The organism is Oleidesulfovibrio vietnamensis (assembly GCF_055388115.1).
In genome coordinates, this window is the sequence record NZ_AP042419.1 from 137,362 (window position 1) to 160,968 (window position 23,607).

Consider the following 23,607-nt stretch of genomic DNA (forward strand, 5'->3'; position numbering starts at 1 on the left):
AAGCATCTGACCGCGGTTTTTTTGTGGTCTTGCATCTCTGCCGGCAACAAGCCTTTTGCTTTCACTCAGGAGTATACCATGACCAGCGTTCCCTCTGCTGACGGATTTTTCGGCGCTTACGGCGGCCAGTATGTGCCGGATTCGCTCAAACCCATTCTGGACGAGCTTGCCGCCACGTTTGAACGGTACAGAAACGACCCCGGGTTTCTGGAGGAATTCAACTACTACCTTACCCGCTACTCGGGCCGCGAGACACCGCTGTATCTTTGTGCCAATCTGACACGGCGCCTCGGCGGGGCCAAAATATATCTCAAGCGCGAGGATCTGAACCATCTGGGTGCCCATAAGGTCAACAACACCATCGGGCAGATTCTGCTGGCCAAGCGCATGGGCAAAAAGAAAATCATCGCCGAAACAGGTGCCGGACAGCATGGCGTGGCCACTGCGGCGACAGCCGCGCTGATGGGCATGGAGTGCACCATATATATGGGGGCGGAAGACGTGGAGCGTCAGAAGCTCAATGTGTTCCGCATGCAGATGATGGGCGCCAGAGTGGTTCCCGCAACAAGCGGCCAGCAGACTCTTAAGGAAGCCGTCGACGAAGCTCTTGCCGCCTGGATACGCGAAGCCGATACAACGTTCTATCTGCTGGGTTCGGCCGTGGGGCCGCATCCCTTCCCGCTTATGGTACGAGAATTCCAGTCCGTCATAGGGCGTGAGCTGCGGGCCCAGATGCTGGAAGCCGAAGGCCGTCTGCCGGATTACTGCATCGCCTGCGTGGGCGGCGGTTCCAATGCCATCGGCATGTTTTCCGGTTTCATCAATGATGACGGCGTGCGTCTTGTGGGGGTGGAGCCGGCGGGCCGCGGGCTTGAATACGGTGACCACGCCGCCACGCTGTGCTTAGGTGAACCGGGTGTCATGCATGGCTTCAATTCATATATGCTGAAGGATCAGGCAGGAGAGCCTGCGGCCGTGTACTCCATTTCCGCCGGGCTGGACTATCCCGGAGTGGGACCCGAGCACAGCCACCTTAAAGATCTGGGCCGTGCGGAATATGTAAACGCCAGCGATGCGGAGGCCCTCAGCGCATTTTTCGATCTGTCGCGTACAGAAGGCATCATACCTGCGCTGGAGTCAGCCCACGCACTGGCATACGCCATGCGTCTTGCGCCGACCCTGTCTTCCGACAAGATCATAGCAGTGAACCTGTCGGGCCGCGGCGACAAGGACGTGGCACAGGTGGAACGCATGGTCAGAGAGGGGCTTGTGACGCCATAAGGCTTTTCGGCCCGGCTTTTGTGAAAGTGTAAAGGAAGAGGCGGCCTTTTGCCGCCTCTTTTTATGTAATAAAATCGAATTGTTGTCAGAAAAGTAGAAAAAGTTTAAAAAACTTGTTGACTCCGGAGGGGTTCTCCCATAGAACCTCCCTCTCGACGCGAGAGAGCAGCCACGACGCGAGAGAACACAAGTGATCTCAGGAGGTTGCCTTAAGCGAGTTCTTTTAAAGTCTGTGGGTCGGAGCGGAAACAATTTTTTAAAAAAGTTGTTGACGGACAAAGCGCAAGTCGCTAGGTTCAAATTTCGCACTGGCGAAAAGGCACAGGCCTTAAGCGAGCGTAAAGCTCTTTGACAATTAAATAGCGAGTTGGACAGGAAATAAGTTCAGCTTTATTTTGGCCATAGAATTTTATGGCTTCAGTTTTCTAACTGGAGAGTTTGATTCTGGCTCAGATTGAACGCTGGCGGCGTGCTTAACACATGCAAGTCGTACGCGAAAGTTCCTTCGGGGATGAGTAAAGTGGCGCACGGGTGAGTAACGCGTGGATTATCTACCTGCATCACCGGAATAACGGTTGGAAACGACTGCTAATGCCGGATAGTCTTGAAAGGGTAAAGGGGGCCTCTGCTTGCAAGCTTCCGGGTGCTGATGAGTCCGCGTCTGATTAGCTAGTTGGTGAGGTAATGGCTCACCAAGGCAACGATCAGTAGCAGGTTTGAGAGGATGACCTGCCACACTGGGACTGGAACACGGCCCAGACTCCTACGGGAGGCAGCAGTGGGGAATATTGCGCAATGGGCGAAAGCCTGACGCAGCGACGCCGCGTGGAGGATGAAGGCCTTCGGGTCGTAAACTCCTGTCAAGAGGGAAGAACCGTATGCGGAGTAATACGCCGCATGCCTGACGGTACCTCTAGAGGAAGCACCGGCTAACTCCGTGCCAGCAGCCGCGGTAATACGGAGGGTGCAAGCGTTAATCGGAATCACTGGGCGTAAAGCGCGCGTAGGCGGCTTGGTAAGTCAGGTGTGAAAGCCCCCGGCCCAACCGGGGAATTGCACTTGATACTGCTAGGCTAGAGTTCAGGAGAGGGTGGCGGAATTCCAGGTGTAGGAGTGAAATCCGTAGATATCTGGAGGAACACCGGTGGCGAAGGCGGCCACCTGGACTGACACTGACGCTGAGGTGCGAAAGCGTGGGTAGCAAACAGGATTAGATACCCTGGTAGTCCACGCCGTAAACGATGGATACTAGGTGTCGGGGACTTGATCCTCGGTGCCGTAGCTAACGCGTTAAGTATCCCGCCTGGGGAGTACGGTCGCAAGGCTGAAACTCAAAGAAATTGACGGGGGCCCGCACAAGCGGTGGAGTATGTGGTTTAATTCGATGCAACGCGAAGAACCTTACCTAGGCTTGACATCCGGAGAATCCCTCCGAAAAGAGGGAGTGCCCTTCGGGGAGCTCCGAGACAGGTGCTGCATGGCTGTCGTCAGCTCGTGCCGTGAGGTGTTGGGTTAAGTCCCGCAACGAGCGCAACCCCTATCTTCAGTTGCCATCAGGTAATGCTGGGCACTCTGGAGAGACTGCCCCGGTTAACGGGGAGGAAGGTGGGGACGACGTCAAGTCATCATGGCCCTTACGCCTAGGGCTACACACGTACTACAATGGCGCATACAAAGGGTTGCGATACCGCGAGGTGGAGCTAATCCCAAAAAGTGCGTCTCAGTCCGGATTGCAGTCTGCAACTCGACTGCATGAAGTCGGAATCGCTAGTAATCCCGTATCATCATGACGGGGTGAATGCGTTCCCGGGCCTTGTACACACCGCCCGTCACACCACGAAAGTTGGTTCTGCCCGACGCCGATGAGCTAACCCGCAAGGGAGGCAGTCGTCTACGGTAGGGCCGATGATTGGGGTGAAGTCGTAACAAGGTAGCCGTAGGGGAACCTGCGGCTGGATCACCTCCTTTAACGATTCCATTTGTCCAACTCGCTATTTAATTTCAAGGAGCTTGACTCTTTGACGCGGGAAGCCTGGGCCTATAGCTCAGCTGGTTAGAGCGCACGCCTGATAAGCGTGAGGTCGGAAGTTCAAGTCTTCCTAGGCCCACCATCACCACGCACCGTGGGGGCGTAGCTCAGCTGGGAGAGCACCTGCCTTGCAAGCAGGGGGTCATCGGTTCAAATCCGTTCGCCTCCACCACTTTACGGTGGCATGGCCCGCGAGTTCTTTTACATAACGGCAAGTCCGACAGCAGCGGCAAAGCATACGGCTTTGCAATTGCAACCCGCACTTGCCGTGCGGCCGGAGCGAAAGCTTCTGCTAAACGCAGTACACTGAACTGCGTAAGAGGAACATATGTTCCTCGCTCTTTGAAAATTGAATAGGGATGGAAAGGAACGAGAATTAATAAGTTATTAAGGGCAACTGGTGGATGCCTAGGCGCCAGAAGGCGATGAAAGACGTGGTAGGCTGCGATATGCTTCGGTTAGGAGCCAAACATCCTGTGATCCGGAGATCTCTGAATGGGGAAACCCAGCGGGAGTCATGTCCCGTTACCGCTTGACTGAATACATAGGTCTTGCGGAGCAAACCCGGGGAAGTGAAACATCTCAGTACCCGGAGGAGAGGAAATCAAACGAGACTCCCTCAGTAGCGGCGAGCGAACGGGGATCAGCCCAAACCGTGTGGATTCGTCCATGCGGGGTTGTAGGACCTTCATAAGAGATCCGTAAGTACGCAGGGGAACAGGCTGGGAAGCCTGGCCATAGAGGGTGAAAGCCCCGTACCTGAAACGGAACACGGCTCGGAAGGCACCTGAGTACCGCGAGGCACGTGAAACCTCGTGGGAATCCGGGAGGACCATCTTCCAAGGCTAAGTACTCTCTGGCGACCGATAGTGAACCAGTACCGTGAGGGAAAGGTGAAAAGAACCCCTGTTAGGGGAGTGCAATAGAACCTGAAACCAGTTGCCTACAAGCTGTGGGAGCATCTTTAAGATGTGACCGCGTGCCTTTTGCATAATGAGTCAGCGAGTTATTCTGCTGTGCAAGGTTAAGCGCAAGTGTAGCCGTAGCGAAAGCGAGTCTGAACAGGGCGACAAGTACAGCGGAGTAGACCCGAAACCGAGTGATCTATCCATGAGCAGGTTGAAGCCAAGGTGAAACTTGGTGGAGGACCGAACCAGTATCAGCTGAAAATGATTTGGATGACTTGTGGATAGGGGTGAAAGGCCAATCAAACTCGGTGATAGCTGGTTCTCCCCGAAATATATTGAGGTATAGCCTCAGGGATTGTCTTACGGAGGTAGAGCACTGACAGGGCTAGGGGGCCTACCAGCTTACCAAACCCTATCAAACTCCGAATGCCGTAAGATGTACCCTGGGAGTCAGACTGCGGGTGCGAAGGTCCGTAGTCGAAAGGGAAACAGCCCAGACCGACAGCTAAGGTCTCCAAATCCATGCTCAGTGGCAAAGGTGGTGGGATTTCCTAGACAGCCAGGAGGTTGGCTTAGAAGCAGCCATCCTTTAAAGAAAGCGTAATAGCTCACTGGTCTAGAGATCCTGCGCCGAAAATGTAACGGGGCTAAGCATGGTACCGAAGCTTCGGGCTCGTCTTTGACGAGCGGTAGGGGAGCGTTCTCTATGGGTCGAAGGTGCGCCGTAAGGCCAGCTGGACTGTAGAGAAGTGATTATGCTGACATAAGTAACGATAAAACAGGTGAGAAACCTGTTCGCCGTAAACCCAAGGTTTTCCGGGTAAAGGTAATCTGCCCGGAGTTAGTCGGCCCCTAAGGCGAGGGCGAAAGCCGTAGTCGATGGGAAACGGGTTAATATTCCCGTACCTGTGTGATCGCGCGATGGAGGGACGCAGAAAGGTAGGCCAGCCGGCTGTTGGATTAGCCGGTGCAAGTGTGTAGGCTTGGAAGACAGGCAAATCCGTCTTCCTCTAAGGCCGAGGCACGATGCGGTGTCCGCAAGGACGTAAGTGGTTGAGCCTATGCTGCCTAGAAAAGCTCCTAAGTATAGTTCATGCAGACCGTACCGTAAACCGACTCAGGTGGGTGGGGTGAGTAACCCAAGGCGCTCGAGAGAACACTAGTTAAGGAACTCGGCAAAATGACCCCGTAACTTCGGAATAAGGGGTGCTCTTCCGGGTGAATGATTTACTCAATAAGCCCAGGAGAGCCGCAGAGAAATGGCGGTGGCGACTGTTTACTAAAAACATAGGTCTCTGCTAAGTCGTAAGACGACGTATAGGGACTGACGCCTGCCCGGTGCCGGAAGGTTAAGGGGAGAGGTTAGCGCAAGCGAAGCTTCGAACCGAAGCCCCGGTAAACGGCGGCCGTAACTATAACGGTCCTAAGGTAGCGAAATTCCTTGTCGGGTAAGTTCCGACCTGCACGAATGGCGTAACGATCTCCGCGCTGTCTCAACTAGTGACTCGGTGAAATTGAAGTCGCGGTGAAAATGCCGTGTACCCGCAGCAAGACGGAAAGACCCTGTGCACCTTTACTATAGCTTGACATTGGGTTTTGGGCTGACATGTGTAGGATAGGTGGGAGGCTTTGAAGCCGGTACGCCAGTATCGGTGGAGCCAACCTTGAAATACCACCCTTGTCAGTCTAAGGCTCTAATTCCTCGCCGTTAGCCGGCAGGAAGACAGTGTCTGGTGGGTAGTTTGACTGGGGCGGTCGCCTCCCAAAATGTAACGGAGGCATGCAAAGGTTCCCTCAGGCTGATTGGAAACCAGCCGTCGAGTGCAAACGCATAAGGGAGCTTGACTGCAAGACAGACATGTCGAGCAGGAACGAAAGTTGGTGTTAGTGATCCGGTGGTTCCGCATGGAAGGGCCATCGCTCATTGGATAAAAGGTACGCCGGGGATAACAGGCTGATCGCGCCCAAGAGTTCATATCGACGGCGCGGTTTGGCACCTCGATGTCGGCTCATCACATCCTGGGGCTGAAGCAGGTCCCAAGGGTACGGCTGTTCGCCGTTTAAAGTGGTACGCGAGCTGGGTTTAAAACGTCGTGAGACAGTTTGGTCCCTATCTGCTGTGGGCGTAGGAGATTTGAGAGGACCTGTCCCTAGTACGAGAGGACCGGGATGGACGAACCACTGGTGTTCCTGTTGTCTCGCCAGAGGCACCGCAGGGTAGCTATGTTCGGAAGGGATAACCGCTGAAAGCATCTAAGCGGGAAGCCTGCCTCAAGATAAGATCTCCCTCTCTTTTAAGAGCTGAAGGGCCCGGGTAGACTACCCGGTTGATAGGCTGGAGGTGTACGCATGGCGACATGCTCAGCTGACCAGTACTAATAGCCCGTGCGGCTTATTGATTCTCATAAATTCCTTTCCACCCTATTTAATTAAAATTTCGGCCAGGCAGTCGTCGACGTGGCGCGGGGAGATATACCCGCCGCCTTACCGGTGACCACCAAGCCCGGCCACGAATTTGCCTTGGTGACCATGGAGGCTGGGGTACACCCGATCCCATTCCGAACTCGGAAGTTAAGCCAGCCATCGCCGATGATACTGCAAGGGAGCTTGTGGGAAAGTAGGCCGTCGCCAAGGCTTTTTCTTTAAAAAGCGCAACAGGCTCTGATCCAAAACGGATCAGAGCCTGTTGTCGTTTCTGAACCCCTCCATCTCCCTCCGCACGCGCACTAGCTCCGTATCTGCCGCCTTGCTCCCTGCCATCCGGTAAGGCTGTAGGGGGTTAACTGATGCTCCACTGTTGTGTGGCATGATCAGAACAACCATCCCCCTGCCCGCCGGAGGCAGAAACTAAGCAACCCTAAATACGCCTCCGGCGGGCAAGGGGAATGATTCCCCTTGCATCCCCCGTTGCGCCCGTCCTGCGCCGGTCAGCCCCACTGCTTCGGGCGTACGGCTGCGGCATACGTTGGGCGTTCGGGTGCCTTCCGTGCAACGCTGCTTTATGGACCAGCTCATCGGGTGATTGACGGGATTCGGCAAGGCATGACGTAATTCGGCAGAGTAAACACCGCCCGCCGCGCCGGAGCCATTTCTCTGCGACTTTCCAACGCCGCGCATTGCGGGTGCAGGGAGATCATCTCCCTGCCCGCCGGAGGCAGATACTGAACAACCATAAATACGCCTCCGGCGGGCAAGGGGAATGATTCCCCTTGCATCCCCCGTTGCGCCCGCCCTGCGCCGGTCAGCCCCACTGCTTCGGGCGCACGGCTGCGGCATACGTTGGGCGTTCGGGAGCCTTCCGTGTAAACGATACTTTATGGACCAGCTCATCGGGCGATTGACGGTATTCGGCAAGTCATGACGTAATTCGGGAGAGCAAACACTATCCGTTGCGCCGGAGCTATTTCTCTGCCGCCTGCCAACCCCGCGCATTGCGGGTGCAGGGAGATCATCTCCCTGCCCGCCGGAGGCAGATACTGAATAACCATAATTACGCCTCCGGCGGGCAAGGGGAGTGATTCCCCTTGCATCCCCCGTTGCGCCCGTCCTGCACCGGTCAACCCGACTGCTTCGGGCGTACGGCTGCGGATTTGTGTCGACCAGAAGGGGTGAGTTTCTTGGCCTATGTTCTGCTTGAGAAGGCGCTGTGTGGTTTCTAGTCGGCGGTTAGTGGGCAGAGCAAACACCGCCCGCCGCGCCGGAGCCTTTTCTCTGCCGCCTGCCGACTCCGCGCATTGCGGGTGCAGGGAGATCATCTCCCTGCCCGCCGGAGGCAGATACTGAACAACCCTAAATACGCCTCCGGCGGGCAAGGGGAATGATTCCCCTTGCATCGCCCGTTGCGCCCGTCCTGCACCGGTCAGCCCCACTGCTTCGGGCGTCCGGCTGCGGTAGTGGTATGATGAGAGCATATTATGCAATTAGTAATTGCCAGAAGGATGATAACCTCATAGAGTGTTACTAATTTAAAAAAAGTATTCACATAATATCATGAATTCGCATGCTCTAGGTTCCAATGGCATTCTTCGGCTTTTGGTACGCCGTGGAAATCCCCTTATAATAGACGGAGGTAGCTATGAACTTGGTTGAAATGGAAAAGATTCAGTATGTGGATCAGTCGCCTGACCCGCGAGCGAATCCGGATGAACTTTTTTTCATCCAGATTGATCCGGAAAAATGTATCGGCTGCGATACCTGTCAGGAGTATTGCCCGACGGGCGCCATATTTGGCGATACCGGGAGTGCGCATAGTATTCCTCATGAAGAAATCTGCATCAATTGCGGGCAGTGTCTTACTCATTGCCCTGTCGGAGCCATTTACGAGGTGCAGTCCTGGGTTCGGGAGCTGAGTGAAAAAATCAAAGATCCGGAGATCAAGGTAATCGCCATGCCGGCTCCTGCTGTCCGGTATGGGCTTGGAGAATGTTTCGGCATGCCGGTGGGCACGGTAACCACGGGAAAGATGCTGACAGCTTTGCAGATGCTGGGCTTTGACCACGTATGGGACAATGAGTTCACCGCAGATGTCACCATATGGGAAGAAGGCACCGAGTTTGTCAAACGCCTTACAGGGCAGATTGACAAGCCGCTTCCTCAGTTTACCTCTTGCTGCCCCGGCTGGCACAAATATGTGGAAAGCTTTTATCCTGAGTTGTTCCCGCATCTTTCAAGCTGCAAATCTCCCATCGGGATGATGGGCGCACTGGCCAAAACGTATGGACCGGATGTGATGAAATATGATCGGTCCAAGGTTTATACGGTTTCCATTATGCCCTGTACCGCTAAAAAGTATGAGGGCATGCGCGCGGACCTGTGGTCCAGCGGCTACAAAGACATTGACGCAACCATAGACACCCGCGAACTGGCCTACATGATAAAAAAGGCAGGCATTGATTTCGCCGCTCTGCCGGAGGGCAAACGGGACACGTTGATGGGTGATTCCACCGGTGGAGCCACGATTTTCGGTGTCTCCGGCGGTGTTATGGAAGCGGCTTTGCGTTATGCCTACGAGGCTGTGACCGGCAAAAAACCGTCGAGCTGGGATTTTACGATGGTTCGCGGCCTGAACGGTATCAAAGAAGGTACTGTGACCATTGGCGATGCAAAGATAAACGTGGCGGTGGTTCACGGAGCAAAGCGTTTTGCGGAAGTATGCGAGGTGATTAAGACAGGGAAAAGCCCGTGGCATTTCATCGAGTTTATGGCCTGCCCCGGAGGATGTGTCTGCGGTGGCGGTCAGCCTGTGATGCCCGGAGTACTGGAAGCTATGGACCGCAAAGTTTCCAGAACCTTTGCCGGACTCAAAGAGCGTCTGAACAGAATGTCGTCCAGCAAGGCATAGGAGGATGAAATGAGTATTGCTGCATTCACCCGTCGTCAGTTTCTGAAAGCCGGCTGCATGGCCTGCGGCGCTGCAATTGTTGGTATCCGCTTTACCGGTAAGGCATTGGCAGCGGTCAAGCAGGTTAAAGAGTATATGACCGACCGCATAAACAGTGTCTACGCTGCGGACAAAACGTTTGTGCATCGGGCATCGCAGGACAACCCGCAGGTAATGAAACTGTACAAGGACTGGCTTGAACATCCTATGAGCCATAAGGCTGAGCAGTTTCTGCACATGCACTGGACCGACCGGTCTCAGGGCATACAGAAACTGATTGCGGAACGCCAGTATCCCAACCCCCGCGCTGGAGAATTCGGCAACGGGTATCCTTACGAATAACCGCTGAATCCTCCGACGACCTGAAAGAAGGCCTTATCTGACTCAAGGGTCGTCTTCGTTTCCTGCCTCTTTTGCGCCGCGCTGGTGCCGGTCGGCCACCGGAATGTCACTGCAGGCGTCTTCCGCATGCGTGGTTTCCGTTTTTTTCAGTCCGGATTTTGATCTGCACCCGAGACAGCAGTCTGCCTGTCCTGTTGACATGGTATGCCCTGCGGGGAAACATGTGTGCAAATTTGCCGAGGGAAGGCTGAATAATGAAAAAAGCTGTGGATATACTTGTAATCGGAACAGAACCGCCTTGCCCGCGCTGTGACCTGCTGGGACTGCTGCTGCAGCAGGAGGCCCCGGAAGGAGGGAACTGGGTGTTGCGTCACTGTGCCTTTGATGCTCCGGAGGCGGTACAGCTGGGGGATGCACTGCGCTGCCGCATAGGTACAGCCGGACATGTGGCCTCAGCTGCGGATATTCATATGGATTGGGAAGAAGTATACCGTCTGGCGGCGGGACCGTCCGGAAAGGTGGCTTTGCGTCCGGCGGACCGCTGGTCGCCGGAACTTGACCGGGCGCTGGAACCGTGCCGTCTGGCAGCACCTGCTGCGGGCTTTCTGATGACCCCTGTGCTGGTTATTGACGGACGGGTTGTGCATCACGGTAATGTCCCGCAGCGGGAAAGCATAGCGGCGTTATTGCGGAAGGAACTGCGTGGAGCGGGCTTCTGACCGTCTTTGCAGGCGGTATGTCCTCTACGGAACTCTGTGCGGGACCCCGCCGGAGTTACCCGTGGAGTCAGGGCCGCGCTTTTGGTGGGGCGTTGTTCCTGTTTAAACGGACCGGCTGCTTTGCGGCTCTATGCGGGAACGCGGCGTCGGGGGGCGGCCTGCTTTTTTGCCGGTGGATATTCGCCCAGCAGCAGGTGTCCCGCCGGTAACCGGCGCAACAGCGGGATTGCCGTCACGCTTGCCAGTACAACACCGCATGTGATGAGTGTGAAAGAAAGCAGAGGTATGGTGACCAGTCGGTTCACAGCCATGGATACGGCTTTGAGAATTATCGGAGTATGGAGCAGGTAGATTCCCATGGTGTTTCTGCCCAGCCAAAGCAACGGCGCGGGCTGGAAGCCGGTAGCAGCAAAAAATAAAAAGAGTGAAAGCAGATAAGCGTATTGCGTTATCCTTGGCAGGTGCAGATTGCCTGTAAGGAGACCAAGCAGGCAGAGGCCCAGAACGGGAAAGGTGGTCAGAACCAGAGGTCGCAGACCGTAACGGTTGTGCAGGCGCCACAGCAGCATGCCGCAGGCATGAAACTGCAGCCCGTGGACGGCATGGAGAACCGGTTCCTGCCCCGGGAAACCGGCCAGCAGAGAGAAGGGAAACAGGCCGCTGATGCCGTAGCTGTTCAAAGCCCAAACTCCTGCAGCCAGCAGTGCGCCTGCCGCATACACAGGCATTTTAAGCATAAGGGCCGCCGTAACGGGGCACACGGCCCTGATGAGAAACAGCGACGCCAGAAAATACAGCTGCGGAGCGTACACAGAGCTGTATGCCGCGGTTGCCACTTCGGCCGGAGAGCGCCCTGCGATTGCGTAATTGTCCATCAGCCCGGCAAGCTCGAAGGCATAGCGAGCCGCAGTGTACAGCACCGTGAAAGCAATCCACGGAACCAGCAGCCTGCGGGCGCTTTTTTGCATGAACTGCCGGTGGTGGTGTTCTTTATGAGCCCTGCCGAATGCCAGCAGATAGCCGTCTGTCAGGTAAAAAGTGGCGACACCGGCGGTCTGTACCACAAATGAAATCACGGCATACTGTGCAGGCGGCAGCGGCAGGCAGTAGCCCAGCACATGAATACAGACCACCATGACAATGGCAACGGCGCGCAGTGTATCAAGAGCGTCAAGCCTGCCCGGGGAAGCGGCGCGGCGTGGCTTGGACAGCGGCATGGTGGTTACTCCTCGGCTGAAATGAAAACGGGCCGGTGCGTTGTGGATACACATCCGGGCGCAATGCGGCAAGTGGGGTAGAATTCCGCGGCGGGAGAATATGCGGCTATACATTAGCAAGATTAATTAAAGCGGCTGTAAATAGTAATTTTACTTCAGGCGCATGACCGGCCATTATTACATCGTAACTTCAGGAACCGCAGACCATCGCAGGGAGGCAGTCATGCATAGCTATATTGAAGCTCTTACCACCAGATACACCACAAAAAAGTTTGATCCGGACCGCAGGCTGGACGCCGAAACCGTGCAGGCGGTGAAGGATATTCTGCAACTCAGTCCTTCTTCGACCAACTCTCAGCCGTGGCATTTTGTCATTGCCGGTACGGATGAAGGCAGGCAGCGCGTGGCAAAGGCAGCACACGGGGTTTACGCATTTAACGCATCAAAAATCTGCGATGCTTCTCATGTTGTGGTGCTGTGCACAAAAACGGATATCGACACGGAATACACCACACAGGTGCTTGAGCAGGAAGAGCGGGACGGTCGTTTTCCTTCTGAAGAAACGAAGGCCGCCAACAGAAAAGGCCGTGAGTTTTTTGCCATGCTGCACCGTAACGAGTTGCAGGACGCTTTTCACTGGATGGAGAAGCAGACGTTTATCGCCCTTGGTAATCTGTTGTCCGGTGCGGCACATCTGGGCATACACGCATGCCCCATGGAAGGCTTTGATCACGAAGTGCTGGAAAAAGAGCTGGGATTGACGGAGAAAGGGTACAAGCCCTCGGTCATTGTGGCTCTGGGGTTTAGTGCCGCTGATGATTTCAATGCGGTGACACCCAAATCCCGCTGGCCTCAGGAACGGATAATAACCGAAATATGACGTGCGGTAGCAATGCCGCAGTCCCCTGCACCGCGTGCCGGTGCAGGGGATTTTTGTGTGCGGGTAAGGCTGTGCGGGCTATGCCCGCTGTGTACCAAGCTGCTGACGCAGGTGGCGGGTAAGCGCCTCCAGTGCTTGCAGATTGACATTGTCGTTGGCGTAGATGCAGGTGGAAAAGGCCGGAAGCGGGGGGAACCCTTCCTCCGGTGCGGGAATTTTCAGGTCGGGGGTCAGGGCGCTGCGGGGCAGCACGGTGATGCCCAGTCCGGCGCGTACGGCAGCAAGTACGCTGGCCATGCCCGTGGCGGTAAAGACCACCTCCCATGGGCGCTGCAGTGATTCCAGTGCGGCAATGGCCGCGCTGCGAAACACGCAGGGCAGCGGCAGCGCCACAAGCGGTACCGGAGCACCGGTGGCCGCCGGTTCAGCTGCAAGGTGCTCAAGCATGAACGCAGGGCGCGCTGCGGCGCAGTTGTATGCGGTATGGCAGGCCCAGACCAGAGTATCGCGGGCAATACAGGTTCCGGTGTGCTGTCCGTCATCGCCTGCCACCAGTACATCCAGTTTGCCGTGGTCGAAAAGCTGGCGCAGTTCCATGCCCAGCCCGGCATGGAGTTCAAGGTGGATGTCCGGAAAGCTTCTGATAAATTGCCGGACGGTTTCCGGCATGGCGTCAGGCCCGAAATAGTCCACAAATCCGATGCGCAAGGCCCCTTTGATGCTGGAAGCACTCAGCCGCGCAAGTGCTTCGTCATGCAGGGCCAGCATGCGCTGGGCGTAATGCAGCAGCATTTCTCCTTCGGTGCTCAGGCTCAGGGTGCGGGTTGTGCGCACCAAAAGCCTGCGCCCCAGCCTGTCTTCCAGTCTGCGTATGCGCTGACTGACGGCGGACTGCGTAAGGCCAATACGGCTGCCCGCCGCAGTGAAGCCGCCTTCTTCCGCCACCGCGGCAAAGCAGCGCAGCAGATCAATTTCCAGTTCCATAGGGTCCTCCTGCATAAGCGCGGGCGTAAGGCGCAAACTGTACGGTGTTAGACACAACCGGCGGTTTTGTGCAACTACCTGAGTATCGCACAAGGAGTGTGTCCGGCAGAACGCACCAGGAATAAAGGAGAGCGTGATGCGATACAGTATACTGGCTGTCCTGATGGCCTGCGCGGTGCTGGTGTCTGCAACGGCTTCGTATGCCGTGGCGGAGGATATGACGTTTCAGCCCCGCGGCCGAGCGCTGGTTACCGGTGTTGAAGCCCGTGGCGAGGCATGGGATTTTATCACCAACCTGTTTATCACCAATGTTTCAGAAAGCGATGTAACCTGCAGGGTTACGGTGTATGATCATGACGGCAAGGATGTGAGCAGCCTGTGCAATGTGTTTACAGGCAACAGAATAGGGGCGCCCGTGCAGCTGAGGGCGGGCAACGGTAGCTTTGCTCTGCCGCCCGGTGCCACGCGGATGGTGCGTATATGGGCGCAGGGTATGGTTCCGGTGGTGTTCGGCCATGCGGTTATCGAATGGACCGGTGCCGACGCGCAAACAGACAAGGCGCTTATTGCGGCCATTAAAACAGTGAGGTCGGGCGGGGGCGGCACCTACGGTTTCATGTCTCAGGTAAACGGCGGCCAGCCGTTCTGAACTGCGGGCGAAAAAAAGCCCCTTCCGCCACAGCGGAAGGGGCGGATTGTTGCCGGGTCAGCCGGCGGTAGCAAGCCGCAGTGCATGCACCGCGGCACCCAGTGCGCCGTTCATGTCGGGCCTGTCGGCCACGAGCAGTGTTTCGTCCTGTATGAGGCGCAGCTCGCGGGCGATGAGCATGCGCATGCACGGGTTGCGGGCCACCCCGCCGGCAAAAACCAGCGGGGGCTGACAGTCAATGCGGTCCAGCATGGAAAGCGTGCGCCGCGCTATGGCGCAGTGCAGCCCGAGAGCGATGTCCGGGGCGGCGATGCCCTGCGCCATGAGTGATGTTGCCTCTGTTTCGGCAAAAACGGTGCACATGCTGCTGATGACCGGCGGATTTTGTCCTTTCAGCGCGTACAGGCCGAACTCCGCCACGGGAATCTGAAACACCGTGGCCGTGTATTCCAGAAACTTGCCGGTACCCGCGGCGCAGCGGTCGTTCATTTCAAAGCGCGCCACTTTGCCCTGCGGGGTAAGGGCAATGGCCTTGGTGTCCTGTCCGCCTATGTCCAGTACTGTCCGGGCCTGCGGAAAGCACGACGCGGCACCCAGAGCGTGCGCCTTGATTTCCGTTACGGTTTCCACCCGGCCGGCCATATCCATCTGCTCCACAAGTGCTCTGCCGTAGCCCGTGGCCACCAGAATATCCGGGCGCCACCCCTGCATGACCGCCCGCACCTGTGTTCTGGGGTCAAAGGTCGTGTCAGAGCGTGCACTGTGTACGGTTGTACCGTCCTTTTGGACCACCAGTTCGATGGAGCGCGACCCTATGTCTATGCCGGCTGTGAGCATTTATCCGCGCACCATTTCCACAAAAGCTTCCACGCGGGTTTTCAGCTGTTCCGCGTCTTCCATGGAGTAGTCGGTTTCCACACTGAGTACGGGGATGTCTTTCTCGCGGGCTGCTTTTTCTATTTTAAAAGCTTCGTGCGCATAGGGCTGACAGAACTTGAGGGCATAGTGCACTATGCCGTCCGCTTTCAGTTCCTGCGCCATGGCGGTGACATTGTGCAGCCGTTCCGTGTTGGGGGTAAAGCAGGCGCAGTCGATTTTCATATATCTGTCCACCAGCGCGTCTATCATTCCGTCAAGGGTCTCCTGCGATTCATCCACAAGGTCGCGTGTGTTGCGCGTGCCGATGCAGGACTCTTCTCCCACTATCACGGCGCCGGAGCTTTCCATGATGTAAGGCAGTTTCCAGTTGGGGACGGCCATGGGGCATCCTGAAAGCAGCAGACGCGGTGTGCCTGCGGGGGCTATGCCTTCCTTGCGCGCTATGCGTTCTTCCATCTGGTCGCACAGCGTGTTTATGGAGCGGGTAAAGCGTTCCGGGTCGTCGTAGAATGAAACCTGATTGATAAGCAGGGCGTCCCGTCCGGATATGGGGGCGGGATCGGCGCTGCGCAGGGCGGAAAGACGCTGCAGTGCCCGGCGTTTGGCGTTGACGGTGCGGATGCCCGAGGCAAGCGCCTGCGGAGTTATGGCCGTGCCGGTGAGCTGTTGCAACGCCTGCATGTAGCGCAGCACTTCGGTTTTAAAAAGATCGCGCGCGGCATCGCTTTTTGTGTTGGGTACCTCCATCACATGCATGGGAACATGTTCTGCAAAGGCTTCATAAGCTTTTTTCTTGCCGTCGCAGGTGGTTTCTCCCACCACCAGATCACAGGATTCGGTAAACGGACACAGGCGTGCCAGTTTGAAACCGATGAAGGATTTGATAAGGGCGCAGGTATTGCGGGGAACGAGCTTTTCCGCTTCTTCGGTTCCTGCATCGGCACCGGAGCACAGCCCCACATGCACGGCACCGGCAGCCAGTGTGATTTCTTCGGGAACAAAGACACAGAACGTGCCGATGATCTTCTTGCCCTGCTCTTTAGCCTGCTGCAGTTCCTGTATGCGCAGGCCGTGTACTTCTGAAAGTACAAAATCCAGATATTCCATGCCCTGCAGGCGGCCCTGCTGCGACATGTAGATATCGCCGTAAAATTTGCCCAGTACTTCCAGAAGTCCGTCATGAGCGGGAATGTCGAGATTGAGTTTTTCCCACATTGCTGTGTATGCCGGGTTGCTCATTGTTCCTCCGATGCTGAAATTGCGGTGAGCCCTGTGTGTAAGGGGGCGGGTCTCTTTCGTGTGCAGGAGGTTCCGGCAGCGGGCAAATAGTTTGTTCCGATGAAACGCTGCGCGTGTCATAGTCAATGTCTATGCCTGACGGTTCAGCCATTGCCAAACCAAGGCAACGGGCGGTATCACAGCCGTCCGGAACCATCGGCGGACAGCAGAAGACGGAGCGGGAATCATGAGTGACTTTACAGAGCAGAACCGGACGGCAGCCCCTGACGGCGGGTTTGTCATCGGAGTGGATGCCGGCGGCACATACACCGATGCCGTGGTGGTGGACATAGCCGGAGGGCACGCCGTGGCGCGTGCCAAGAGGCCCACAACACACTATCAGCCCAGTACGGGGGTTGCTGCAGCCATAGGTGATGTGCTGCTGAAGGCAGGCATCAATCCGGCTGATGTCCGCAGCACGGCGGTTTCCACCACGCTGGCCACCAACGCCCTGCTGGAAAACAAAGGCGTGGATGTGGGGCTGATCGTCATCGGTTTCAACCAGCGTATGGAGGTTCCTGCCGCTGCCGCCCGTTATGTGCCCGGCGGCCACAGGCAGGACGGTACCGAAGCTGAACCGCTGGGGTTGGAATTTTTGCTGGATCACCTGAAAGACCTGCATGGCAGGGTGGATGCATATGCGGTGTGCTCGCTGCACAGTTACGCCAATCCGGCTCATGAGCTGGTGGCGGCAGAGGCCATCCGGCTGACCAGCGGTCTGCCCGTGTTCTGTTCGCACGAGGTGAGCATGCAGGCGGGAATGCGTGAACGGGCCACCACGGCGGTGCTGAATGCCCGCTTGCTGCCGGTGATGGAACAGTTTCTGGCCGGTGTGCGCAAGGCTCTGGACGAGCAGGGCATCAGGGGAACGGTGCAGGTGGTGCGCGGCGATGCTTCGACCATGGGCATGGAACAGGCGGTGCGCAGTGCGGCCAGCACAGTGGCCAGCGGGCCCGCGGCCACGGCATGCTTCGGTGCGCAATACGCGGCCACGGCGTGCTGCGACTATGCGGGGCAGCAGCCGCAGGACGTGCTGGTGGTTGATGTGGGCGGAACAACCACTGATATGACCATTGTGCACGAGGGGCGGCCGGTTATTGATACCGGCGGCATGCTGGTGGGCGAATGGCAGACGCACGTAGATGCCGTGGAGATGTTTACCGTGGCTGTGGGGGGCGACAGTCTGGTGGAACTGGACCCCGTGGGAACACTGTCTCTCGGACCTGCGCGGGTGGTGCCCGTATGCATGGCCGCCGCCTGGGGGGTGGAATTGCCCGATCCTGCCTTGTGGGCAGGTCCGGGGCTGGGCGGGCGCTGTGTCTGTGCCGGTGCCGGTCTGGAAGGCGATGCCTGCTCCGGCGATGCGCTGCTGCAGCTGCTGTGCGCACGGCGCGCTATGCCGCTGGCAGAACTGCTGGCCGCGTTGTCCATGGCCGAGGTCACCTATAACGGCCGCATGATGCGGCTGGCCCGCGGGCAGAAAATTTTTGAGTGCGGATTTACGCCCACGGACGCACTGCATGTGACCGGTGCCCTGCAGCTGGGAGATGCCGGCGCATCGCTGCGGATGGCGCGGGCGCTGGCGGCGTTGCGGGGTGAAGATGCTGTGACCTTCAGCCGTAATGTTCTTGAGCGGGCTGAAGCCCGTATTGAGGAGGCTATACTGCAGCATGTGGCCCGCCGAGAGGTCGGGGCGAATTTTGCGGGATTTCTGACACGGCGTCAGTCTTTTTCTCTGCTTGATGTTTCCGTACGGCTTGCGGTGCCCGTGGTGGGCATTGGCGCGGCTGCACGGTATCTGGTGCCCGGGGTGGCCGCGCGGCTGGGAACCCGGGCTGTTTTTCCCGAACTGTATGAAGTGGGCAACGCCATGGGCGCGGCCGCGCTGGCGTTGCGCGGCATGTCCCCGTCTGAATAAGGAGCACGGAATGCCGTACAGACCGTTGTGTTTTGATGCAGCCATGGAAGTGGCCAGCGAAGTGGAAGAGTTCGGTGTGGTACACGGGTGGGTAAGGCGCAACGGGCAGTGGGTGCTGCACGCCTGGGCGGAAACACCCGAAGCCGTGTATGACCTGACCGAGTCTAACCGTCCGGTGCGCCGTGAGGAATATTACAGGGCCAACGGCATCACCGAAGAGCGTCTGCGCCGGTATGCGCGGGTGGAATATTTTACACTGGTGGCGGAAAAAGGAGAGTTCGGCCCCTTTGACCGCACGCTGTTTTTTGCACAGACCAGCGCGCAGGACCCGCTGGAAGTCATCGGGAAAGCCTGACTGAAACGCCGAAAGGCCCCGTAAGGGGCCTTTGGAGTTGCCGGAGTATCTTCCGGCCGGGCAAAGGGAGTCATCAGGTAAGGGAAGAACAGGGGGAGTCTTGCAGCTGTCCCGCTGTATGGGGTGCCGTGGCCTTCCACCAGTTCATGGTCTGGTAGACACGCTGCCGCTCTTGGGCGGAGAGGGCACGCAGGGCTCCGGCGATAAACGATGACCCGGAAGGAGGAACGGGTCTGCAGGTTGCAGCAGGTTGTGTCGGGACAGTGTACATATTCATAACCTCACCTATGCAGACCATAAAGCACAGGGCGTGCCAAAATGTTCATTTCTTTTATTCCGGGGTGTTACAAATGAGAGGCGGTGTTCAGGTGCAAGGTGTTGTGCATAAGCGGACAGCTGCGTGCAGCTTTTTGTGCAGCATGATGCACATGTGCAATGCCTGCAGGGGGATCAGATGAGCAGAGCGCCTGATGGGGGCATCCCCTCCATACTGGAATTTACGCACGGACTTGTGCGTCAGGTTGTGCGCAGCGCAGATACCGTTGTGGACGCCACCGCGGGTAACGGTCACGACACTTTGTTTCTGGCAGGTCTTGTGGGACCGCAGGGGCGGGTGTACGGATTTGACGTGCAGGCGCAGGCACTGGAAAATACGGCTAGGCGTCTGCAGCGGCACGGTGCGGAAAGGCAGGTGACGCTGTTTCATGCCGGACATGAAGCGGCAGGCAGGCTGCTGCCTGCCGGTACTGAAAATCTGGCCTGCGCCATGTTCAATCTGGGGTATCTGCCCGGCAGCGACAAGCAGGTGGTCACCACCTGGCACACCACCGAGGCGGCACTCAGGGCGGTTATGCCGCTGCTGCGTGCGGGAGGGCTTGTGACGCTGCATCTGTATACAGGTCATGCGGGCGGCAGTGCAGAAGCCGCAGCGGTACACGATTTCTGCGCCGCGCTGCCGTGGGACGGCTGGCGGGTGCTGCGCTATGACTTTTTGAACAAAGAGAAAAACAGGGAAACACTGCTGGCACTGTGCAGGCAGTAACGACACTGTTGTGTGTCTGTCTTATTGATATAACAAGATTTTTGAGGATGAAAAAAATGAGCGGAGAACATCTTGTATTTCCCGACAAAGAGGATATTGACCTGCTGCGTGCAGTTATGCGGGCCATCGAGGAAAAGCACCCCGGACGGTTCAACGACGCGCAGAAGGTCGAGGCGTTTACCAAAACCTGCGACCAGTATGATGATTCGCTGCCGCTGGAGCGTTTTATCAAACGTGCTATTATCAACTGCGTATGGGACCGGCCCATCATAGACAAGGATATTCTGGCGCGCGACTAGCTGCGGGCAGCGCCGTCGCGGTTTACTCAGGTTATATATGGCATATCACGATCCCACATCAGGCACTGCGCATGTGCGCCACGGTTTCAAAACCGGCCTTGCGGCGGTGCTTTCCTACTGGCTGGCAGAGTATTTCGGCTTCAAGTTCGGGTACTGGGCCGCCATATCAGCCGTTATCGTCATGCAGATGAACGTGGCGGATTCATTGCAGATGGGGTGGTACCGGTTTACGGGGACCGCTGTGGGGGCCGTCATCGGGGTTTTTGCCATTCTGGCGTTTCCCGATACGCTGCCCATGCATCTGCTGTCGCTTTTTGTTTCTGTGGCGTTCTGCGCATACATGACCCGGTACAATGCCCGGTACCGTATGGCTGCCATCACGGTATGCATCGTGGTGCTGGCCAGTTACGGGCAGCCGCAGCCTGTCATGTTCGGTTTGTTTCGTGTGCTGGAAATCACCGTGGGGGTAGGGTGTGCGTTTCTTGTTTCCGTCACGTTGTGGCCCCAGCGGGTGGGCGAAGTGCTGCGCCAGCGTCTGCGTGCGCAGTTTGCCGAAGGTGCCCGTCTGTACCAGCTGATGATGGAGGCATTCATTGATTCGCAGAAAGAACTGGATGCCGGCATGCTGGACGGCTTCAATGCCGGAGTGCTGGAAGACAAGACCCTGTACCGCAAGGTGGCCAGCCACGAGCGGATTCTGTACCACGACGATGTCCGGCTGCTTTCGCTGAAGGTCGATACGCTGGCCAAGTGTGCGGCTCACCTGCGCGCCATGCTGCACGCCCTTAATAACACGCAGGGCGAGGGGTATGACGTGATTATGAAGCACGAGCTGCGCACACTGGCAGAAGCCACCATGGAAGGCATGAAAGCCATCGGCGCCGGTGAGGTGCCCTGTACGGAGCATCTGGAGAGTGCGTTGCAGGCGTGTGAAACACGGCTTGCCGCACTGCGCAGCGAAGGCGCCACCCGCCGCTTTTATCTGCAGAAGCTGCTGCAGTTTTTTGCTTTTTATCACAGCATACAGTTTATGGCGCAGGACCTGCTGCACTATGCACGCTGCATGCGCGAATCTGCCTGATTATCCTGTTTAACGTTTTTTTGCGGCCTGCTTATGCGACAGGGCCTGCGGTGGCAGGCCCTGCGTAAATACCGGCGCAGACAGGTGCGGCTATGAGCCTGCGGGTATGACAAGCACCCTGCAGGGGGCCAGCTTGAGCACGCGCTGTGTGACGCTGCCCAGCAGCAGCCCTTCCAGCACGGTGCGTCCGCGCGAACTCATGACGATGAGATCACATTTTTCCCTGCGGGCCAGTTCGGCGATTTCTTCTGCCGGAGAACCATCCACCACGCGTTCAACATACCGGATGTTATGGTCCTGCAGAATATCGCGTGCCGGACCGAGGATTTCGTTGGAAAGCTTTGCCACTTCGCGGGCATAGTCAAGGTGCTGCTTAAGATTGGGGAACACTTCGTTGCAGTGCACAAGCAGCACGTCGGCCGTGAATATATTGGCGAGGCTGGCCGCTTCTCCGGCAGCGGTCAGAGAGCTTTTCGAACCGTCCACAGGGAGCAGTATCCGTTTGATTTCCATAGTGCGCCTCCTTTCAGTACGACAGACTGGCATACAGCATATAACGTCTGTAGGGCTATGGCAACGGATTCCGGAAATTCAGGGAGTACGCATAAAAAAAGCTCTGCAGATGCAGAGCTTTTTTTATGACGGGCTGCCGGAGAGGCTAAAATTCCAGATGCCGCGGCGTACGGGGAAAGGGAATGACGTCGCGGATGTTGCCGATGCCGGTAAGCAGCATGAGCAGACGCTCAAACCCCATGCCGAAGCCGGCGTGGGGAGCGGTGCCGAATTTGCGCAGTTCAAGGTACCACCAGTAATCATCAGGATTCTGGCCCAGTTCTTTTATGCGGGCTTCCAGCACGTCCAGCCGCTCTTCGCGCTGCGAACCGCCAACCAGTTCGCCGATGCGCGGCACCAGCAGGTCCATGGCGGCCACGGTTTTGCCGTCATCATTCAGACGCATGTAAAAAGCCTTGATTTCTTTGGGGTAGTCATAGACAGCCACAGGCTTTTTAAAGTGTTCTTCGGCCAGATAGCGCTCATGTTCGGTCTGCAGATCTGCGCCCCACTCCGCGGGGTATTCAAATTTTCTGCCGCTGGCTTTCAGGATTTCGATGGCTTCCGTGTAGCTGACGCGGGCAAAGGGGTGGGCGAGAATGTTTTCAAGCCGTGCGGAAAGCTCTTTATCCACAAACTTGCAGAACAGGTCCAGGTCAGCTGCGCAATGCTTCATCACATGGCTGATTACATACTTGACCATGTCTTCTGCCAGCTGCATGTCGTCTTCAAGGTCGGCAAAGGCCATTTCCGGCTCGACCATCCAGAATTCGGCGGCATGGCGCGGAGTGTTGGAATTTTCGGCGCGGAAGGTGGGGCCGAAGGTGTAAACCTTGCCGAGACTCTGTGCCATTATTTCGGCTTCCAGCTGACCGGAAACGGTCAGGCTGCATTCCTTGCCGAAAAAGTCCCCGTCAAACACCGAACCTTCTGCGGGTGCCGATGCGCCCACCGCGGGCAGGGTGGTCACCCGGAACATTTCTCCGGCGCCTTCACAGTCCGAACCGGTGAGAATGGGCGTGTGCACGTTGAAAAAGCCGTTTTCGCGGAAAAATGAGTGCACCGCGTAGCTTGCTTCCGCGCGGATGCGGAACGCGGCGCCGAATTTGTTGGTGCGCGGACGCAGATGCGCGATGGTGCGCAGGTATTCGTCGGAATGGCGTTTTTTCTGCAGCGGAAAAGTTTCGGGGTCGGCTTTGCCCAGCAGCGTCATGGTTGCGGCGCGCACTTCCCATTTCTGCCCTTTGCCCGGCGATTCCACCAGCTGCCCGCGGATGTCCACCGAAGCGCCCGTGGTGGCCTCTCCCACCGAACGGTAGGCATCGGTCTCTTCATCGACGATAACCTGTATATTGGTCAGGCACGACCCGTCGTTGAGTTCGAGAAAGGAAAAGCCTTTGGCATCACGGCGGGTGCGCACCCATCCGCAGATGCGGATATCGTCGCAGGGGGCGGATGCGTTGAGGGCGTCGAGTATCTGCGTACGTTTCATAAAAGAGTCTCCTTCGCGTGGCTGGTAGAACAATGGGCGGCCTGTCTGTGCGCGGCTGCTGCTTCTTGCGAAGGGATAGGCGGATTGGTGGTTGCGGTCAAGAGTGCGGCATCACGGCGTGCGCGCGGCACGGCGGAGGGGATTATGTGCAGAAAGTTGTTATTTTAACAAAAAAGTTAACTAAAATGTTTTCGTAATGCTATTTTTAAACATTTATGTAAAAAATAATTTAAACAAAAAACAGGCATTTTTCATAACATGCTGTAATAGTTACTTCCGGGTTTGTTGGCACCGACTCTGCAATGTGGTACACAGGTTTTTT

General features: G+C 57.0%; 17 protein-coding genes, 2 tRNA genes and 3 rRNA genes. 16 read left to right on the forward strand and 6 right to left on the reverse strand.

What is annotated here, in order from left to right; all coding sequences use genetic code 11:
* Positions 1 to 78: 78 nt before the first annotated feature.
* From trpB to ACZ5D1_RS00645, 9 genes are all read left to right on the forward strand, one after another.
* Positions 79 to 1,281, forward strand: a complete 1,203-nt coding sequence (gene trpB, locus ACZ5D1_RS00605; protein ID WP_027182076.1) for a tryptophan synthase subunit beta — start codon at positions 79 to 81, stop codon at positions 1,279 to 1,281.
* A gap of 426 nt (positions 1,282 to 1,707) precedes the next feature.
* A 16S ribosomal RNA gene (locus tag ACZ5D1_RS00610) occupies positions 1,708 to 3,249 on the forward strand.
* Positions 3,250 to 3,315: 66 nt separating this feature from the next.
* Positions 3,316 to 3,392: transfer RNA gene (locus ACZ5D1_RS00615), tRNA-Ile, on the forward strand.
* Between the two features lie 14 nt (positions 3,393 to 3,406).
* Positions 3,407 to 3,482 (forward strand) — tRNA-Ala (locus ACZ5D1_RS00620).
* A 205-nt stretch (positions 3,483 to 3,687) separates the two neighbouring features.
* Positions 3,688 to 6,618 (forward strand): 23S ribosomal RNA (locus ACZ5D1_RS00625).
* 119 nt (positions 6,619 to 6,737) lie between these two features.
* Positions 6,738 to 6,852 (forward strand): 5S ribosomal RNA (gene rrf, locus ACZ5D1_RS00630).
* Together the 16S, 23S and 5S rRNA genes with 2 tRNA genes alongside form the textbook arrangement of a ribosomal RNA operon.
* Before the next feature lie 1,441 nt (positions 6,853 to 8,293).
* Entirely contained in the window at positions 8,294 to 9,559 is a 1,266-nt protein-coding gene (locus ACZ5D1_RS00635) for a [FeFe] hydrogenase, group A (RefSeq protein ID WP_464555580.1), read from the forward strand.
* A 9-nt stretch (positions 9,560 to 9,568) separates the two neighbouring features.
* Positions 9,569 to 9,940 carry an iron hydrogenase small subunit gene (locus ACZ5D1_RS00640; protein ID WP_464555582.1) on the forward strand — a complete coding sequence of 124 codons (372 nt, stop codon included), beginning with the start codon at positions 9,569 to 9,571 and terminating at the stop codon, positions 9,938 to 9,940.
* Positions 9,941 to 10,206: 266 nt separating this feature from the next.
* The gene (locus ACZ5D1_RS00645) at positions 10,207 to 10,659 is read left to right on the forward strand and encodes a thioredoxin family protein (RefSeq protein ID WP_464555583.1); all 453 of its coding nucleotides are present in this window, start codon (positions 10,207 to 10,209) and stop codon (positions 10,657 to 10,659) included.
* 128 nt (positions 10,660 to 10,787) lie between these two features.
* Here the strand turns inward: ACZ5D1_RS00645 and ACZ5D1_RS00650 are convergent, their stop codons facing one another.
* Positions 10,788 to 11,876, reverse strand: coding sequence for an acyltransferase family protein (locus ACZ5D1_RS00650; RefSeq protein WP_464555585.1), 1,089 nt, complete (start codon positions 11,874 to 11,876; stop codon positions 10,788 to 10,790).
* Positions 11,877 to 12,099: 223 nt separating this feature from the next.
* On the opposite strand from ACZ5D1_RS00650, the gene nfsB reads away from it, so the two are divergent.
* Positions 12,100 to 12,756: an oxygen-insensitive NAD(P)H nitroreductase gene (gene nfsB / locus ACZ5D1_RS00655; RefSeq protein ID WP_273195873.1), complete on the forward strand. Its 657-nt coding sequence runs from the start codon at positions 12,100 to 12,102 to the stop codon at positions 12,754 to 12,756.
* Positions 12,757 to 12,834: 78 nt separating this feature from the next.
* Here nfsB and ACZ5D1_RS00660 read toward each other — a convergent pair whose 3' ends face one another.
* Positions 12,835 to 13,740: a LysR family transcriptional regulator gene (locus ACZ5D1_RS00660; protein WP_464555586.1), complete on the reverse strand. Its 906-nt coding sequence runs from the start codon at positions 13,738 to 13,740 to the stop codon at positions 12,835 to 12,837.
* Positions 13,741 to 13,876: 136 nt separating this feature from the next.
* On the opposite strand from ACZ5D1_RS00660, the gene ACZ5D1_RS00665 reads away from it, so the two are divergent.
* Positions 13,877 to 14,389, forward strand: coding sequence for a hypothetical protein (locus ACZ5D1_RS00665; protein WP_464555587.1), 513 nt, complete (start codon positions 13,877 to 13,879; stop codon positions 14,387 to 14,389).
* A 57-nt stretch (positions 14,390 to 14,446) separates the two neighbouring features.
* On the opposite strand, the gene ACZ5D1_RS00670 is transcribed toward ACZ5D1_RS00665, so the two are convergent.
* A complete protein-coding gene (locus tag ACZ5D1_RS00670) occupies positions 14,447 to 15,226 on the reverse strand; it encodes an acyl-CoA dehydratase activase (RefSeq protein ID WP_027182574.1) in 780 nt (259 codons plus the stop codon).
* Positions 15,227 to 16,507 (reverse strand): double-cubane-cluster-containing anaerobic reductase, encoded by a 1,281-nt coding sequence (locus ACZ5D1_RS00675; RefSeq protein WP_027182573.1) that lies wholly within the window; start codon positions 16,505 to 16,507, stop codon positions 15,227 to 15,229.
* A 226-nt stretch (positions 16,508 to 16,733) separates the two neighbouring features.
* On the opposite strand from ACZ5D1_RS00675, the gene ACZ5D1_RS00680 reads away from it, so the two are divergent.
* The 5 genes from ACZ5D1_RS00680 (at position 16,734) to ACZ5D1_RS00700 (ending at position 21,241) form a co-directional block, all read left to right on the forward strand.
* Positions 16,734 to 18,464, forward strand: a complete 1,731-nt coding sequence (locus ACZ5D1_RS00680) for a hydantoinase/oxoprolinase N-terminal domain-containing protein (protein WP_464555589.1) — start codon at positions 16,734 to 16,736, stop codon at positions 18,462 to 18,464.
* A 10-nt stretch (positions 18,465 to 18,474) separates the two neighbouring features.
* A complete protein-coding gene (locus tag ACZ5D1_RS00685) occupies positions 18,475 to 18,819 on the forward strand; it encodes a hypothetical protein (RefSeq protein ID WP_464555590.1) in 345 nt (114 codons plus the stop codon).
* Between the two features lie 454 nt (positions 18,820 to 19,273).
* Positions 19,274 to 19,861: a tRNA 5-(aminomethyl)-2-thiouridylate-methyltransferase MnmM gene (mnmM, locus tag ACZ5D1_RS00690; RefSeq protein WP_011366275.1), complete on the forward strand. Its 588-nt coding sequence runs from the start codon at positions 19,274 to 19,276 to the stop codon at positions 19,859 to 19,861.
* A gap of 56 nt (positions 19,862 to 19,917) precedes the next feature.
* Entirely contained in the window at positions 19,918 to 20,160 is a 243-nt protein-coding gene (locus ACZ5D1_RS00695; RefSeq protein ID WP_011366276.1) for a hypothetical protein, read from the forward strand.
* 37 nt (positions 20,161 to 20,197) lie between these two features.
* The gene (locus tag ACZ5D1_RS00700) at positions 20,198 to 21,241 is read left to right on the forward strand and encodes an FUSC family protein (RefSeq protein ID WP_027182570.1); all 1,044 of its coding nucleotides are present in this window, start codon (positions 20,198 to 20,200) and stop codon (positions 21,239 to 21,241) included.
* Between the two features lie 90 nt (positions 21,242 to 21,331).
* On the opposite strand, the gene ACZ5D1_RS00705 is transcribed toward ACZ5D1_RS00700, so the two are convergent.
* Both ACZ5D1_RS00705 and asnS read right to left on the reverse strand, forming a co-directional pair.
* Positions 21,332 to 21,754 carry a universal stress protein gene (locus tag ACZ5D1_RS00705; RefSeq protein ID WP_011366278.1) on the reverse strand — a complete coding sequence of 141 codons (423 nt, stop codon included), beginning with the start codon at positions 21,752 to 21,754 and terminating at the stop codon, positions 21,332 to 21,334.
* Between the two features lie 145 nt (positions 21,755 to 21,899).
* Positions 21,900 to 23,285 carry an asparagine--tRNA ligase gene (gene asnS / locus ACZ5D1_RS00710; RefSeq protein WP_011366279.1) on the reverse strand — a complete coding sequence of 462 codons (1,386 nt, stop codon included), beginning with the start codon at positions 23,283 to 23,285 and terminating at the stop codon, positions 21,900 to 21,902.
* Positions 23,286 to 23,607 lie beyond the last annotated feature (322 nt).

Excerpts from the sequence above, each read along its gene's own strand:
- trpB (WP_027182076.1), top strand. The coding sequence starts at position 79 with ATGACCAGCGTTCCCTCTGCTGACGGATTTTTCGGCGCTTACGGCGGC.
- ACZ5D1_RS00635 (WP_464555580.1), top strand. The coding sequence starts at position 8,294 with ATGAACTTGGTTGAAATGGAAAAGATTCAGTATGTGGATCAGTCGCCT.
- ACZ5D1_RS00640 (WP_464555582.1), top strand. The coding sequence starts at position 9,569 with ATGAGTATTGCTGCATTCACCCGTCGTCAGTTTCTGAAAGCCGGCTGC.
- ACZ5D1_RS00650 (WP_464555585.1), bottom strand. The coding sequence starts at position 11,876 with ATGCCGCTGTCCAAGCCACGCCGCGCCGCTTCCCCGGGCAGGCTTGAC.
- nfsB (WP_273195873.1), top strand. The coding sequence starts at position 12,100 with ATGCATAGCTATATTGAAGCTCTTACCACCAGATACACCACAAAAAAG.
- ACZ5D1_RS00660 (WP_464555586.1), bottom strand. The coding sequence starts at position 13,740 with ATGGAACTGGAAATTGATCTGCTGCGCTGCTTTGCCGCGGTGGCGGAA.
- ACZ5D1_RS00665 (WP_464555587.1), top strand. The coding sequence starts at position 13,877 with ATGCGATACAGTATACTGGCTGTCCTGATGGCCTGCGCGGTGCTGGTG.
- ACZ5D1_RS00670 (WP_027182574.1), bottom strand. The coding sequence starts at position 15,226 with ATGCTCACAGCCGGCATAGACATAGGGTCGCGCTCCATCGAACTGGTG.
- ACZ5D1_RS00675 (WP_027182573.1), bottom strand. The coding sequence starts at position 16,507 with ATGAGCAACCCGGCATACACAGCAATGTGGGAAAAACTCAATCTCGAC.
- ACZ5D1_RS00680 (WP_464555589.1), top strand. The coding sequence starts at position 16,734 with ATGAGTGACTTTACAGAGCAGAACCGGACGGCAGCCCCTGACGGCGGG.
- ACZ5D1_RS00685 (WP_464555590.1), top strand. The coding sequence starts at position 18,475 with ATGCCGTACAGACCGTTGTGTTTTGATGCAGCCATGGAAGTGGCCAGC.
- mnmM (WP_011366275.1), top strand. The coding sequence starts at position 19,274 with ATGAGCAGAGCGCCTGATGGGGGCATCCCCTCCATACTGGAATTTACG.
- ACZ5D1_RS00695 (WP_011366276.1), top strand. The coding sequence starts at position 19,918 with ATGAGCGGAGAACATCTTGTATTTCCCGACAAAGAGGATATTGACCTG.
- ACZ5D1_RS00700 (WP_027182570.1), top strand. The coding sequence starts at position 20,198 with ATGGCATATCACGATCCCACATCAGGCACTGCGCATGTGCGCCACGGT.
- ACZ5D1_RS00705 (WP_011366278.1), bottom strand. The coding sequence starts at position 21,754 with ATGGAAATCAAACGGATACTGCTCCCTGTGGACGGTTCGAAAAGCTCT.
- asnS (WP_011366279.1), bottom strand. The coding sequence starts at position 23,285 with ATGAAACGTACGCAGATACTCGACGCCCTCAACGCATCCGCCCCCTGC.